Origin of the sequence: Rhizobium sp. ERR 1071, assembly GCF_007828675.1 — a bacterium.
Taxonomy (GTDB): domain Bacteria; phylum Pseudomonadota; class Alphaproteobacteria; order Rhizobiales; family Rhizobiaceae; genus Rhizobium; species Rhizobium dioscoreae.
The window spans coordinates 63,612-77,705 of record NZ_VITM01000002.1 but is presented as its reverse complement, the minus strand read 5'-3'; the positions used below and the strand labels follow the sequence as shown (position 1 = coordinate 77,705).

Sequence of the window (14,094 nt, the reverse complement as noted above, 5' to 3'; positions counted from 1 at the left end):
TTTTCTACCTGTGTTAAAGCTCGGAGCCTGTAAGGCTTGTGCCGGGAGGCTGCGCGCAAAGCTGCCGTCCCATGATGACGAAAGGTGTTATGCGCTTCAGCAGCGCCTCCAGCGATCCATAGGGTCTCAGCACATTGGTCATCCCAAGATTGACCAGGCTCATGCCCAGCAGGTCGGTATCGATTACAAACGCCCTGGCCGCCTCTGGCGTCGGGTCCGGCACGAAATAGACCGTTGGTTCGCTCAGCACCTTGGCGCAGAGCAACATTCCGCTTTCGGCCACGAAGGGCCAGTCAGCCTCGTCCTTTGCCTTGTGGATCACCTGCACGCGAAAATCCTTGGCTCCCGGAATAAGGTCACTGACTTCGGTCGCGATCGCTCCGACCGGCAAGGAAAGCCCCGCCGCAAGAACGATCCCGACCGCCGCCGGCATCAGTGCGCCACGGCGGCGGCTGCCGCCTCATCGATCAGGCGGCCGGTGCGGAAGCGATCCAGCGTCAGGCCAGCATTGAACTTATGTGGCTCGTCGCGTGCAATGAGATGCGCAAACAGATTGGCCGAACCCGGCGTCGCCTTGAAGCCACCCGTACCCCAGCCGCAATTGACATAGAGCCCGGGAACCGGCGTCTTCGACTGGATCGCCGAACGGTCCGGCGTATTGTCGACGATGCCGCCCCAGGAACGCATCATCTTCACACGACGGAACATCGGGAAGAGCTCGCAGATCGCATCCAGCGTATGGGTGATGATCTGCAACCCGCCGGTCTGGCTATAGGAATTGTACTGGTCCGTGCCCGCGCCGATGACGAGCTCACCCTTGTCGGACTGCGAGATATAGGCGTGCACCGTGTTTGACATGACGACGCAGGGGAAGATCGGCTTCAGCGGCTCGGAAACAAGCGCCTGCAGCGGGCTCGATTGCAGCGGCACGCGCACGCCGGCCATCTGCATGACGACGGTGGTGTGGCCGGCTGCGGAAACGCCGATCTTCTTGGCGCCGATGAAGCCCTTGGTGGTATCGACACCCGTCACACGGCCATCCGGCCCGCGGCGAATGCCGGTCACTTCGCAATTCTGGATGATGTGCACGCCGCGATCGGAAGCAGCGCGGGCATATCCCCACGCCACCGCATCGTGGCGGGCCGTGCCGCCGCGGCGCTGCAGGGCGGCGCCGTTGATCGGATAGCGCGCCGTCTTCGAAATATCGAGCGGCGGACAATAAGCCTTGGCCTGTTCCGGCGTCAGCCACTCATTGTCGATGCCATAGAGACGGTTGGCGTGGATATGCCGCTTGAAGGACTGCTGGTCATGCACATTATGCGACAGCATCATCACGCCGCGCGGCGAATACATGACATTATAATTGAGATCCTGAGACAGCCCCTCCCAGAGCTTCATCGAATGCTCGTAGATGTGCATGCTCTCTTCATAGAGATAGTTCGAGCGGATGATGGTCGTGTTGCGGCCGGTATTGCCGCCGCCGAGCCAGCCCTTCTCGATGACGGCGACATTGGTGATGCCGTGCTCCTTGGCGAGATAGTAGGCCGCACCCAGGCCATGACCGCCAGCGCCGACGATGATGACGTCATACTCCTTGCGCGGCTCTGGCGAGGTCCATTGCGCCTCCCAACCCTTGTGAGCCCGCATCGCTTCCCGTGCCACGGCAAAAACCGAGTATTTACGCATTCGCCCTCAACTCCTTCAGGCAAGACGCCCTTTTTGTGGGTCATACAAATCGCAAATCGAAAACCGACACAACGGCTCTTTTGCGACGCATTCAGGACCGTCTTTCGACACGGTTAAAATTGCCAATCAGCCGAGTGGCCTGCCCATGACTGCTTGGCAGATCTATTTGCGCTGCAGATGGCAGATCTTCACCCGCGCGCCGTGGCTATCCTTGCGCCAGATACATCCCTCATTCCGCGGCTTTCCCTTGTAAAGGTAAATTCTCGCCCGGTGCTTGTTGTCAAAGGTCTGATTGGAAAAGTCGTGGCCGCCGACCCGCACATTCTTGCCAAAGCGGACTTCGCCGGCGGCGACAGGCGCGAGCGCCCCAGCAAGAACAATGAGCGCCAGTATGGTTGGCACAAACAGCCTTCCGACGACAGCAAAGCCGAGCGATTTCATAAGGTGATTCCCCCTTGCTCCGAACGGTTGCTTCCGATGATGCAATCGCCGCAGCACACGAATGACTGTGATCCGACATACTCACATAAGCATGTCAATGTCGCAAAGATCGGGGTCGGCCGATGGCTTAATCAACAGCTTCGATGAAGCGTCACAAACGCGGCCGGCTGAATTCGGTACTCGACAACTAGCTTTTTCCTCTGCAAACTCACGATCTGGCTAGACTTTGACAAACCGATCTGCTATCTCGCCTAACCAATCGCAAGGCTGCGGCTGCGCGAACGTTATATTTTTGCCTCCTGGCGCTGCCGTCGCCGCTGGCATCAACCAAACCAAAGGAACGTGATTCTCGTGCAGGTACTTGTCCGCGATAACAATGTCGACCAGGCTCTCCGCGCTCTCAAGAAGAAGATGCAGCGCGAAGGTATTTTCCGCGAAATGAAGATGCGCGACTACTATGAAAAGCCGTCGCAGAAGCGTGCTCGCGAGAAGGCTGAAGCTGTTCGTCGCGTTCGCAAGCTTGCTCGCAAGCGCGCTCAGCGCGAAGGCCTTGTTGCCAAGTAATCGCCGTTTTTTCGACGTTTTCAGATGCATGTGTGGCGGGGGCGAGTCGTTCGCCGCCGCCTTTTTGATTTATTCTCTACGCAAATCGGATTAAATCAGAACAGCCTGATATGACGCATGGGGAAAGCGAACCCGATAATGGCAATGACGACTTCCGTAAAGTTCCGCACTTCGAACCTCTCCTTATTTGTTTCGAAGCGCGCCGCGGCTCTGCCTGCCTTGGCGATACTTGCCGCAATCAGCCTTTCCGGCTGCCAGACTGCCACCACAGATAACGTGATCCAGATCGACAAGGCGCAAGGTTCGTCCGAAAATATCGCCTCACTGACGTCGGTCATCAATGCCAATCCGCAGGATCCGGAAGGCTACAATGTGCGTGGCACGGCCTATGGCCGCGGCGGTGATTTCAGCCGCGCCCTTGCCGACTTCAATCAGGCGATCCAGCTCAATCCGAAGTTCTATCAGGCCTATGCCAACCGCGCGCTCATCTATCGCAACATGGGCAAGCTGCCGGAAGCAGTTGCGGACTATAACGCGGCGCTGCAGATCAACGGCAATTACGATGTCGCCTATATCGGCCGCGGCAATCTCTACCGCCAGGCCGGCCGCGACAACGATGCCTTCAATGACTATTCGAAGGCCATCAGCCTCGGCACCACGGACGGCCGCGCCTATAATGGCCGCGGCGTGATCTACCAGAAGCGCAATCAGCAGGATAAGGCGATCGACGATTTCTCCAAGGCGATCTCGCTGTCGCCGAACTCGCCAGAGCCTTACAACAGCCGCGGCATCTCCTATCTCGCACAGAACGACGACGACAACGCTTTTGCCGATTTCAACCATGCGATCGAGCTGAACAACAAGCTTGCCGAATCCTGGGCAAACCAGGCCTTCGTCTATGAGCGCAAGGGCGACAAGGCGAAAGCCCGCCGCTCCTATCAGCACGCGGTCAATCTCGATCCGAACTACCAGCCTGCTAGAGATGGCCTGGCTCGCGTCGGCGCCGGCTCCTGATACGGAGCATATTGCAGTAAAGACATTCAGCCGCCAGCGACCATCCGCTCGGCGGCTTTTCTTTGCCTTGTCGAACGCTTAGTCTCGGCTCACCCGTTCAAGCGAGACAAAGACATGCCCTCCCCACAAAAAGTCATCGTCGTCGGCGCCGGAATCATCGGTGCCTCCATCGCCTGGCATCTGAGTCGCAAGGGCGCATCCGTGACGGTGGTCGCTCAGAAGACCGGCGGCGTCGCAACTCCGAACTCCTTTGCCTGGATCAATGCGAGCTGGGGCAATCCGGAATTCTATTTCCAGGTCCGTCGCCGATCGATGGCCGAATGGTCGCGGCTACAAGACAACCTGCCGGATCTTCCCTTGTCCTGGTGCGGCGGCCTCTCCTGGGATCTGCCGGAAGCAGAGCTCGATGCCTATGCGGCACAACATCATGGCTGGGGTTATGGCATACAGCCGGTCAACCGAGCGACGAGCGCAATGATCGAACCGAACCTCGCCAATCCGCCAGACTATGCCCTGCATGTTGCCGAGGAAGGCGCCGTCGAACCTGTTGCCGCCACCAAGCTGCTGCTGGAGGACGCTCGCCGTCAGGGCGCGAGCCTGTTATCCGGCGTCGAGGTCGCAGGCCTGCTCAGAGAGGGAGAGCAGGTTGTCGGCATCGAAACGAGTGAAGGGCCGATGCAGGCCGATCATGTCGTTCTGGCCGCCGGTGCGGGCACGCCAGCACTTGCGGCCTCGGCGGATGTTCTCGTGCCGCTGGAAACGCCTCCAGGGCTTATCGTCCATTCCCGCCCCGTGCAGAAAATGCTGAATGGTCTGGTGATGGCGCCGGAACTGCATTTGCGCCAGACGGCAGAGGGGCGAATCATCGCCGGCGGCGACTTCGGCGGCACCGATCCCGGCAGAGATCCACAAGCGGCAGCCGACGATCTTTTCGCCAGGGTCAAAACGACATTGAAAGGCGGCGAGGCCCTGGAGCTTGATTTCTACACCATCGGCTATCGCCCGACACCGAAAGACGGCCTTCCGGTTCTGGGTGGTGTCGGCGCGGCACCTGGCCTCTACCTCGCAGTTCTCCACTCCGGCGTCACGCTGGCGCCGCTCGTCGGCCTGCTCGCCGCGCAGGAAATCGTCGATGGTGGCGAAGCTCCCGAGCTTGCATCCTTCCGTCTCTCACGCTTTACCTAGCTCGGACACAAGACCTGCCAGCGCAACTTCAGGGATGCATTGCCACAGTCGTAAATACCCGAGATCGCTTAGGATTTCGCAATAATGACTTTTCAGATGTTGCAAGGAAAATTACCGAGCCCTAACATGGCGCTTCAGGAGCATGTAGCTCGATGATCTGGGCACGGGGGCGCTTGGCATGATGACCAATATCATTCTCTTCGCGTTTGCCAGCGCGTCGGACCCTCATGGAGGCACGATCGGTTGATCGCTCCATGAGGAAGCCGCATTTTCCGAAAGCGTCGATTGGTGCCTATCTGATCGCCATAGCCCTGGCGATCGCCTTGCCTATTCTCGCCTTCGTCGCGCTGCTTCTGGTCCAACTCGAGGATAATGAACGCGATGCTTTGAAGGGCGACACGGTTCAGGATGCTCAGGCGCTTTCGCGCGTCATCGATCGCCAATTGCAGGACATGGCGACGACGCTGCGCCTTCTGTCTTCCTCGCCGGAACTTGAGCGCAACGACATCGCCACCTTCTTCGCCCGCACGGAAACGGTATTGCGCACGGATTCGCTTTTCGTGCTGCTTATGGAAAAGGACGGCCAGCTCCGACTGAATACCCGCTGGCCGCTCGGCAAGCCACTCGGCAAGACCGGCAACATCGCCGCGCTTCAATCGGCACTGAACTCCGGCCGCATCGAGGCATCCGATGTCTTCATAGGCTCGACCGCCCGCCGCTGGGTCTATAACGTCACCCTGCCCCTCGAACATTCGCCGGCCGGCGCCGCTTTGGCCGTAACACAGGATGCCGACGAGCTCGCCAAGCTCGTGACGACGGAAGCCTTGCCACCCGGCTGGTCTGCCGCCGTTCTGGACAAATCCGGACATGTCGTTGCCGCCGGTGGCCCGACGACCCTCGCCCCGGGCGACGCATTCAATAAGAACATCCTGCCGAAGCTGATCGCATCCAGCGGCGTCTATCAGGATGACAAGGTCCTGCCGAACGCGGTGCTCGGTTATGCGCAAATCTCAGGCTGGTCCTGGAAGGCCGTCGTCTGGGGTCCGATCGCTTCCGCGCAGGCTTCGCTGATGAGCACCTGGCGCTTTCTGATCTATGGCGGTGTGACGCTGCTACTGGTTGCGCTGATTGCCGTCTATGCCTTGGCACGTCAGGTGCGCACCACCATACAGGATATTGCCGACATGGCGGACCGCATGGGCCGCGGCGAGATCGTGGCACCGATCGACACGAGCGTCATTGAGGCAAACCAGGTGGCTGTCGCGCTTTCCAACGCCTCCTTCGACCGCAGCGTCACCGAGGACCGGCTGCATTTCGTCATGCACGAGCTCGTCCATCGCACCAAGAATCTGCTGGCGCTCGCGCAGGCAATGACGCGTCAGCTCGCGCGGCAGACTGATAGCGTCGATACTTTCCAGCGAGCTGTCGCCGACCGGCTCGAAGGCTTGGCGCGCTCGATCGAGGTGCTGACCAGCGAACAATGGTCCGGCGTGTCGCTTCGCCGCGTGATCGACATCCACCTCGCGACTTTCCTGCAGGGACCTCAGCAACTCGACGTTCTCGGCAATGACTTCCTGCTGAAGCCGGAAGCGGTGCAGAATCTCGGCCTGGTCCTGCACGAGCTTGCCACCAATTCGGTCAAATATGGCGCGCTTTCCGCGCCGGAGGGCAAGATCACCATCGAATGGACGAACGAAGCCGCTGAAACCGGCACCAAGATTCGCTTCGTCTGGACCGAAAGCGGCGGTCCGCCGGTCAAGCCGCCGAGCGACACGGGCTTCGGCACCACCGTCACGAAAACCCATGCCGCGGCATCCTTCAGCGGTCACGTCGAGGTCGATTTCCGCCCGGCTGGCCTCGTCTGGATACTGACCGCACCGCGCAGCATGATGGAACGTCAAAGGAACTGAGAGCGGAAACACCGCTCTTGCGGGCGCAGCGGCAGCCTACTCGTTCATCGCCTTGACGATGTCCTCGGTTACCTTCTTGGCGTCGCCCAGAAGCATCATCGTGCCATCCTTATAGAACAGCGTGTTGTCGATGCCGGCATAGCCGGAGCCGAGCGAACGCTTGACGAAAAGGCAGGTTTTCGCCTTGTCGACGTCGAGGATCGGCATGCCGTAGATCGGCGATGTCTTGTCATCGCGCGCCGCTGGATTGGTGACGTCGTTGGCGCCGATGACATAGGCGACATCGGCCTGGGCGAATTCCGAATTGATGTCCTCGAGTTCGAACACCTCGTCATAGGGCACATTGGCCTCGGCGAGCAGCACGTTCATGTGACCCGGCATACGGCCGGCGACAGGATGAATGGCATATTTCACCTCGACACCATGCGCCTTCAGCCTGTCGGCCATTTCGCGTAGCGCATGCTGGGCCTGTGCCACCGCCATGCCATAGCCGGGCACGATGATGACCTTGGAGGCGTTCGCCATCAGATAGGCGGCATCCTCGGCCGAACCGAGCTTCACCGTCTTGTCGGAATTGTCGGTCCCGCCCGAGGCCGTCTCGCCGCCGAAACCGCCGAGAATGACCGAAATGAAGGAGCGGTTCATGCCCTTGCACATGATGTAGGACAGGATCGCACCCGAGGAGCCGACAAGCGCGCCGGTAATGATGAGCGCGAGATTGCCGAGCGTGAAGCCGATGCCGGCGGCGGCCCAGCCGGAATAGGAATTCAGCATCGACACGACGACCGGCATGTCGGCACCGCCGATCGGCACGATCAGCAGCACGCCGAGAAGCAACGACAGCGCGACGATGGCCCAGAAGGCGAGATGACTCTCGTTCGCCGCCAGGCTGATGATGGAGACCGCGATCAGCACGAGCAAAGCGGCATTGATGATATGGCGGTTCGGCAGCAGGATCGGCTTGCCGGACATGCGTCCGTCGAGCTTCAGGAAGGCGATAATCGAACCGGTGAAGGTCAGCGCGCCGATCGCGGCGCCGATCGCCATCTCGATGCGAGCCTCGGTGTGGATGTGGCCGATCTCACCGATACCAAAGGACGACGGCGTATAGAGCGCCGAAGCGGCGACGAGGACAGCCGCAAGACCGACCAGCGAATGGAAACCGGCCACGAGTTGCGGCATCGACGTCATCGGAATGACGCGCGCTATATAGGCACCTGCTCCGCCGCCGATGGCAAGGCCGAGAATGATAAGCACGAAACCGCCAAAGGATGGCGTCGCCAGCACCAACGTCGTGGCGATGGCGATGCCCATGCCGACCATGCCGTAGAGATTGCCGCGCCGGCTGGTGGCCGGATGCGACAGGCCGCGCAGCGCCAGGATGAACAGAACGCCGGAGACGAGATAGAGGAAAGCTGCGATATTGCTCAGCATGCCGCCCTCACTTGTCCTTCTTCTTGTACATCGCCAGCATGCGCTGGGTGACAAGGAAGCCGCCGACGATATTGACCGAGACGAGAACCAGCGCCACGAAGCCGAAGCCCGTGGCAAGGCCGCTCGCCGAAATGCCCACGGCCAGCAGTGCGCCGACGACGATGACCGAGGAAATGGCGTTCGTGACCGCCATCAGCGGCGTATGCAGGGCCGGCGTCACCGACCATACGACATAATAGCCGACGAAGATCGCCAGCACGAAGATGGCCAGTTGAAAGACGAAAGGATCGATCGCTCCACCGGCTGCGGCACTGGCAACCTCGGGCGCCTGTGCTGCGGCGGCCGTAACGGCGGCAACGGCATCATTCAGTTGCTGGAGTGCCTGGTCCATTGCTTGGCTGGCCATCTCAGAGATCTCCCTTCTTGATCGTCGGCTGGTCGGGATCGACGAAATTCGGGTTCACGACTTCGCCGCCGTCGGTCAGCATCGTCGCCTTGATCAGCTCATCGGTGCGGTTGAGGGCAAGGCTCTTCGTATCCTTGTCGACCATCGTCTCCAGGAAGGTAACGAGGTTCTTGGCGTAGAGGGCCGAGGCGCTGGCCGCGATCCGGCCGGCCATATTGGGATATCCGACCACCTTGACGCCCTCGACATCGGCGATCTTGCCGTATTCGGCACCCTCGATATTGCCGCCGCGTTCGACCGCGAGATCGACGGCCACGGCGCCGGGGCGCATCGCCTTCAGCATGTCGCGCCCGACAAGGCGTGGCGCCGGCCGGCCCGGAATGAGCGCCGTGGTGATGACGATATCCTGCTTGGCGATATGATCGGCGACGAGCGCCGCCTGTTTCGCCTGATACTCCTTCGACATTTCCTTGGCATAGCCGCCGGCAGTCTCAGCTGCCTTGAACTCCTCGTCCTCGACCGCGACGAATTTTGCGCCGAGCGAAGCGACCTGCTCCTTCGCAGCCGGCCGTACGTCCGTCGCCGAAACGAGCGCGCCCAAACGCCGTGCGGTGGCGATCGCCTGCAACCCGGCAACGCCGGCACCCATGACGAAGACCTTTGCCGCCGGCACCGTGCCCGCTGCCGTCATCATCATCGGCAGCGCCCGGTCATAGACGGCAGCAGCCTCGATCACGGCCTGATACCCTGCGAGATTGGCCTGCGACGACAAGACGTCCATCGACTGCGCGCGGGTGATGCGCGGCATCAGCTCCATGGCGAAGCTTGTCAGCCCTGCGCGCGCCATCTCCGCAAGAGCGGCCTCGTTGCCATAAGGGTCCATGATGGCGATGACGATCGCGCCGCTCTTGTAGCCGGAGATCTCCTTGCTCGTCGGACGTCTCACCTTGAGAATGACATCCGCCGCCTTCGCATCCTTGATGGAACCGATCCGTGCGCCGACGGCTTCATATTCGGTATCCGGAATGCGCGATAAAGCCCCCGCACCGGCTTCGATCACCACGTCGAAACCCAGGTTCTTCATCTTCTTCACCGTCTCGACGGAAGCCGCAACACGCGTCTCCTCCGCCACGCTTTCCTTGGCCACGAAAACCAGATTGCTCAACGACGACACCTCGCATCAGACGGCGCCGCTCCCGAATGCGGCGGCGCTGTAGTCTGCAGAATCATGGGAAAGCGCGGGCAATTGGCCCGGCATCGGTCAGCGCTGCAATATCAGCGCAACAGGACGACGCTGGCGATGGTCAGAACAATGAATATCAGGACGCCGCCGAGGAAACCGGCATGGCCAAAGAAACCGGCCGCCATGGCAATCAACAATGCGGCGACGATCGCAGATCCGACCTTGGCGCCCGAGATGAAAAGATTGTAGGTCTTCTCATGCTCCTTGTAGTCCATGGGAGCGCCCACTTCGGCGGGTCCAGTATGATGTTCGGCCATTCAGAATTCTCCCCTCAATCCTCTCCGCCGACAGACGATATAACTGCCAGCTGGAGCTCGTCCTCAAAAGTTGAAACACCCCGCAACGGGATGCCGCAACCAATTTCCTCCACCGAGGGGTTACACAAAGCGAGGAAAAATGCAATGCACGAGAAGGTCGCAGGCGGGCGTTGGCTGACGGAATCGCCAGGGATTTCGAAGACGCCCGCATCGAAACGATGACGCCGGCTAGGTCGTGACATCGGACGGCAGGATTCTGCCGGCGCCCGGCTGCCGCCGGTTGAGACTGGCCACTCTCTCGATGACCTGCTCCTGCGGCACCGGCGGCGAAAATACATAGCCTTGGATGATATCCGCCAGGTTCCGCTCGACCACCAATGCCAGCTGCTCCAGCGTCTCGACGCCTTCGATCACGATATGAAGGCTGAGCGCGCGGGAAAGATCGACGATACCGCATAGCAGCTTGAAACGGCGGCTATCCGTCGTGATATCACGAACGAAAGACCTGTCGATCTTCACGACATCCACAGGCAGGGTATCGAGATAGCTGAGGCTCGAAAATCCCGTTCCGAAATCGTCGATCGCAATCGTGATGCCTTTGGCGCGCAGATCGGCGAGGATGGAGCGAACGGTCGCCACCTCGTCCATCAGGCAACTTTCAGTAACCTCGAGATGCAGGCGGGATGGCTCCAATCCTGACGCATCAAGCGCCGCCATGACGATTTTGACAATCTCGCCATTGCGCAGATCCTGCGCCGAGAGATTGACGGAAACCGCGAGCGGCGCAGGCCATGAAGCACAATCGTTGCAGGCTTGGTTGACCATGAAGCGAGTGATGCCGGCGACGATGCCCATTTCCTCGGCAACCTGTACGAAAAGATCGGGCGGGACTGAGCCCTTTTCCGGATGAATCCAGCGTGCAAGCGCCTCGCAGCATTCGATGCGGGAGCCATCGGGCGTGAACATCGGCTGATAGACGGCCTGAAGCCTGCCGGTTTCCACCGCCTCGCGCAAATCATCCTTCAGCTTCTGCCGCTCGACATAGCGTGCGTCCATCTCCTCCTCGAAGGCGCTGCAGCCGCCCTTCAGCCGCGATTTGGCATCGAAAAGCGCGAGATCGACCTTGATCTGCCACTCCTCCGGGCGAAACTCCCGGCTGGACACGGTCATGTATCCGCCGCTGACGGAAATCCGGAAACTGCTGTCTGCCACGCTGTAGGTGCCGGCCATTGCCGCATGCAGGGTGCGGATGCGGGCATCGATATCAGGAGCATCGTCTTCATTCGGAAAGAACAGCACGAATTGATCGCCGACAAGACGAGCGGCAATCGCTGCGGCGCCGGCAAGCTGCTTCAGGCGCTCGGCTATGGCGACCAGCAGGCGGTCGCCGGCAACGTGCCCCTTGGTATCGTTGACGTGCTTGAAGTCATCGATATCGAGAACCAGAATGCCGATGCGGCTTTCCCGCTTGCGCGCAGCCAGCCTCTCCTTGACCAGATCCATGAAATATTCGCGATTCGGCAGTCCCGTCAAAGGGTCGTAGCGCACCATATGCAGGATCTTGCGCTCCGCCCGAACGCGCACCGTCACATCTTCGAAAATCAGGATCACGATTCCGTCGGCGCGGCGGCTGGCCGAAAATTCGAGGAACTGATCCTCGTTGAATTGAATGAGCGTTCGCGACAGCGTGCCGCTGACGAGCTGTGCCAGCTGCCGCTGGATAAGTCCGGGTAGCGATCCGTCGATGAAGGCATGGCGCGCGCCGTAGCGCAGAACGACATCGAATTCGCAGTCCTTGAGCCGCTGCGGATCGGCAAAATTAAGGAGCTCGCATGCCTTGCGATTGACGACCAGAATGCGGTTCTGGGCATCAAGCATGAACAGCCCGTGCGTCATGCTGTTCAGCGCGGTGTCGAACCTGTCGGCCATCAGCGATATCTCGCGCGAAGCGATGATGTTCCGGTAGAGAAATTCGCGCATGCCATTCGCCATTGCGCGTGTCGTCAGCCCAAACGGAATGAGCATGAGGGAGGCGATTGCCTTGTAAGGTTGCTGCAGCAGCAGGCAGGCAATGATGATCGGCACGCAGCAGCACAGAATCTGAAGATCGACCGCGCGAGGCGAACCATAGTTGCGGCCGACGATCGACACCATCGACGCCATCGTGACGGCGACGCAGATGAATTCCGCCAGCGGATTCTGCAGGATGAGGATGGCATAGCCGCTGCCGATGCCGAGGATGGCCGCCGTCGCCGCCGCGCCGATCACATAGCGCGTTTCCCAGCCGGCAATATCGACGCGCGTAAGATCATTCTTATCCGCGGCGTCGAACAGCCGGAACAAATGGATGCGTAAGCCAAAGACAACAGCAATCGCCACGCAAAAGGCCAGATAGATGCCGGCATGCGTGCTCAGGAAAACGAGGACATATGTCAGGATATGAACGAACACGCCCGTAAAGAGCGTTTTGCGATTTCCGAAAAGCGAACTGACGAACGACAGATAAACATCCGTCGGCACGGTGTCCGGGCTTGGAGGCTTCATTCAGACTTCCCCTGATGCGGCGGACACCCTAGTGGAAACCCTTTAAAATTTACTTGCCCGAACAGAGCCCATTCGGACAGATTTTCCAGTCAAAGCGGCAGCTTAAGTTGAAGCTGGATCATGATCAGCACTGCACTGGCACAATGATTCCCGGCCTCCCCCGAGACGGATATAATATTTAAATCACTAATAAAGAAAACAATATATCTCAAAAGACTTATGAAATACGATTACAGCTTGCCCGCCCGCTGCTGGATCATCATGAAGGTATCAAAAGTATACTCGGAAAGCTGCATCCAAAGATAGGCATCCTTCTTGTAGGCGACTTGATCCTCATAGATGCGCTTGAAATAATCATTTGATTTGGAAAGATCGGCATAAAGCGCGCCGGCTGCCTGGAAGCAGGCCTCCATGATCTCCTGGCTGAAAGGTCTGAGCGTCACCCCCTGCTGCACGATATCCTTCAGCGCCTGGGGATTTTTGACGTCGTATTTCGCCAGCATGTTGGTGTTGGCGAAGGCGCAGGCGTCGCCAAGGATTGCCTGATAGTTCTTCGGCAAGGCATTCCATTTTTCCAGGTTGAAGAAGGCATGCACCACGGCGCCACCTTCCCACCAGCCCGGATAATAATAATACTTCGCGATCTTCTGCAGCCCGAGTTTCAGGTCGTCATAGGGGCCGACCCATTCGGCCGCATCGACCGTACCCTTGCTCAGGGCATCATAGACACCGTTGACCGCAATATCCTGTTGCGGGACGACACCGATCTTCTCGATCACCTTGCCGGCCAGGCCGGCGATGCGCATCTTCAACCCCTTGAGATCGTCGAGCGTATTGATTTCCTTGCGAAACCAGCCGCCCATCTGCGCGCCGGTATTGCCTGCGGGCAGCCCTAAGATGCCCTGGGTCGCGTAGAACTCGTTCATCAGCTTGTTGCCGTCGCCCTGGTAGAACCAGGCATTGGTCAGCCGGGCGTTGAGGCCGAACGGCAGCGCCGTGCCGATGGCATAGGTCGGATCCTTTTGCCAGAAATAATAGGAGCAGGTGTGCGCGGCATCGACGGCGCCGGCGCTGACTGCATCGGCCGCCTGCGCACCGGGCACGATCTCACCGGCCTCATAGGTCTGGATGACGAAATTGCCGTTGGTCGCGTCGGAAACATGCGCGGCGATATCTTCCGCGCCGCCATAAATCGTGTCCAGGCTCTTGGGAAAGGAGGAGGTCATCCTCCAGGTGATCTTCGGATATTCCTGCGCAAGAGCCGGGCTCGCAAGCGCGGAAGCGGCAGCACCTGCGCCAACAGCTCCTGCCCGCCTGATGAAGGAACGGCGATCCATCGAATTCTCCCATACGGACGGCATTGCTGGGGAACGGCGCGTCCCCCGTCACGGCGCAAGCGATGGAACTAAC

At 59.8% G+C, this 14,094-nt stretch carries 13 protein-coding genes; 4 read left to right on the top strand and 9 right to left on the bottom strand.

The window, feature by feature from the left end; genetic code table 11:
- Positions 1-13 precede the first annotated feature (13 nt).
- The 3 genes from FBZ99_RS05700 to FBZ99_RS05690 form a co-directional block, all read right to left on the bottom strand.
- The gene (locus tag FBZ99_RS05700; protein WP_145631876.1) at positions 14-433 is read right to left on the bottom strand and encodes a hypothetical protein; all 420 of its coding nucleotides are present in this window, start codon (positions 431-433) and stop codon (positions 14-16) included.
- Positions 433-1,686 (bottom strand): sarcosine oxidase subunit beta family protein, encoded by a 1,254-nt coding sequence (locus tag FBZ99_RS05695; protein ID WP_113330522.1) that lies wholly within the window; start codon positions 1,684-1,686, stop codon positions 433-435. The genes FBZ99_RS05700 and FBZ99_RS05695 overlap by 1 nt, the downstream gene beginning before the upstream one ends.
- 162 nt (positions 1,687-1,848) lie before the next feature.
- Positions 1,849-2,127, bottom strand: a complete 279-nt coding sequence (locus tag FBZ99_RS05690) for a hypothetical protein (RefSeq protein ID WP_113330523.1) — start codon at positions 2,125-2,127, stop codon at positions 1,849-1,851.
- 351 nt (positions 2,128-2,478) lie between these two features.
- On the opposite strand from FBZ99_RS05690, the gene rpsU reads away from it, so the two are divergent.
- The 4 genes from rpsU (at position 2,479) to FBZ99_RS05670 (ending at position 6,800) form a co-directional block, all read left to right on the top strand.
- Entirely contained in the window at positions 2,479-2,691 is a 213-nt protein-coding gene (gene rpsU, locus FBZ99_RS05685; RefSeq protein WP_004117638.1) for a 30S ribosomal protein S21, read from the top strand.
- A gap of 138 nt (positions 2,692-2,829) precedes the next feature.
- Positions 2,830-3,705: a tetratricopeptide repeat protein gene (locus FBZ99_RS05680; protein WP_113354963.1), complete on the top strand. Its 876-nt coding sequence runs from the start codon at positions 2,830-2,832 to the stop codon at positions 3,703-3,705.
- 114 nt (positions 3,706-3,819) lie between these two features.
- Positions 3,820-4,890, top strand: a complete 1,071-nt coding sequence (locus FBZ99_RS05675; RefSeq protein ID WP_145631874.1) for an NAD(P)/FAD-dependent oxidoreductase — start codon at positions 3,820-3,822, stop codon at positions 4,888-4,890.
- A 254-nt stretch (positions 4,891-5,144) separates the two neighbouring features.
- Positions 5,145-6,800, top strand: coding sequence for a sensor histidine kinase (locus FBZ99_RS05670; RefSeq protein ID WP_113354958.1), 1,656 nt, complete (start codon positions 5,145-5,147; stop codon positions 6,798-6,800).
- 36 nt (positions 6,801-6,836) lie between these two features.
- On the opposite strand, the gene FBZ99_RS05665 is transcribed toward FBZ99_RS05670, so the two are convergent.
- The 6 genes from FBZ99_RS05665 to FBZ99_RS05640 form a co-directional block, all read right to left on the bottom strand.
- Positions 6,837-8,231 (bottom strand): NAD(P)(+) transhydrogenase (Re/Si-specific) subunit beta, encoded by a 1,395-nt coding sequence (locus FBZ99_RS05665; RefSeq protein ID WP_145632765.1) that lies wholly within the window; start codon positions 8,229-8,231, stop codon positions 6,837-6,839.
- Between the two features lie 10 nt (positions 8,232-8,241).
- On the bottom strand, positions 8,242-8,640 hold the full coding sequence (locus tag FBZ99_RS05660) for an NAD(P) transhydrogenase subunit alpha (protein ID WP_113330529.1): 399 nt from the start codon (positions 8,638-8,640) through the stop codon (positions 8,242-8,244).
- 1 nt (position 8,641) lies between these two features.
- On the bottom strand, positions 8,642-9,805 hold the full coding sequence (locus FBZ99_RS05655; RefSeq protein WP_113354955.1) for a Re/Si-specific NAD(P)(+) transhydrogenase subunit alpha: 1,164 nt from the start codon (positions 9,803-9,805) through the stop codon (positions 8,642-8,644).
- A gap of 110 nt (positions 9,806-9,915) precedes the next feature.
- Positions 9,916-10,140: an aa3-type cytochrome c oxidase subunit IV gene (locus FBZ99_RS05650; RefSeq protein ID WP_041677669.1), complete on the bottom strand. Its 225-nt coding sequence runs from the start codon at positions 10,138-10,140 to the stop codon at positions 9,916-9,918.
- 228 nt (positions 10,141-10,368) lie between these two features.
- The gene (locus FBZ99_RS05645; RefSeq protein ID WP_145631871.1) at positions 10,369-12,684 is read right to left on the bottom strand and encodes a putative bifunctional diguanylate cyclase/phosphodiesterase; all 2,316 of its coding nucleotides are present in this window, start codon (positions 12,682-12,684) and stop codon (positions 10,369-10,371) included.
- Between the two features lie 230 nt (positions 12,685-12,914).
- Positions 12,915-14,021 (bottom strand): TRAP transporter substrate-binding protein, encoded by a 1,107-nt coding sequence (locus FBZ99_RS05640; protein ID WP_145316010.1) that lies wholly within the window; start codon positions 14,019-14,021, stop codon positions 12,915-12,917.
- Positions 14,022-14,094 lie beyond the last annotated feature (73 nt).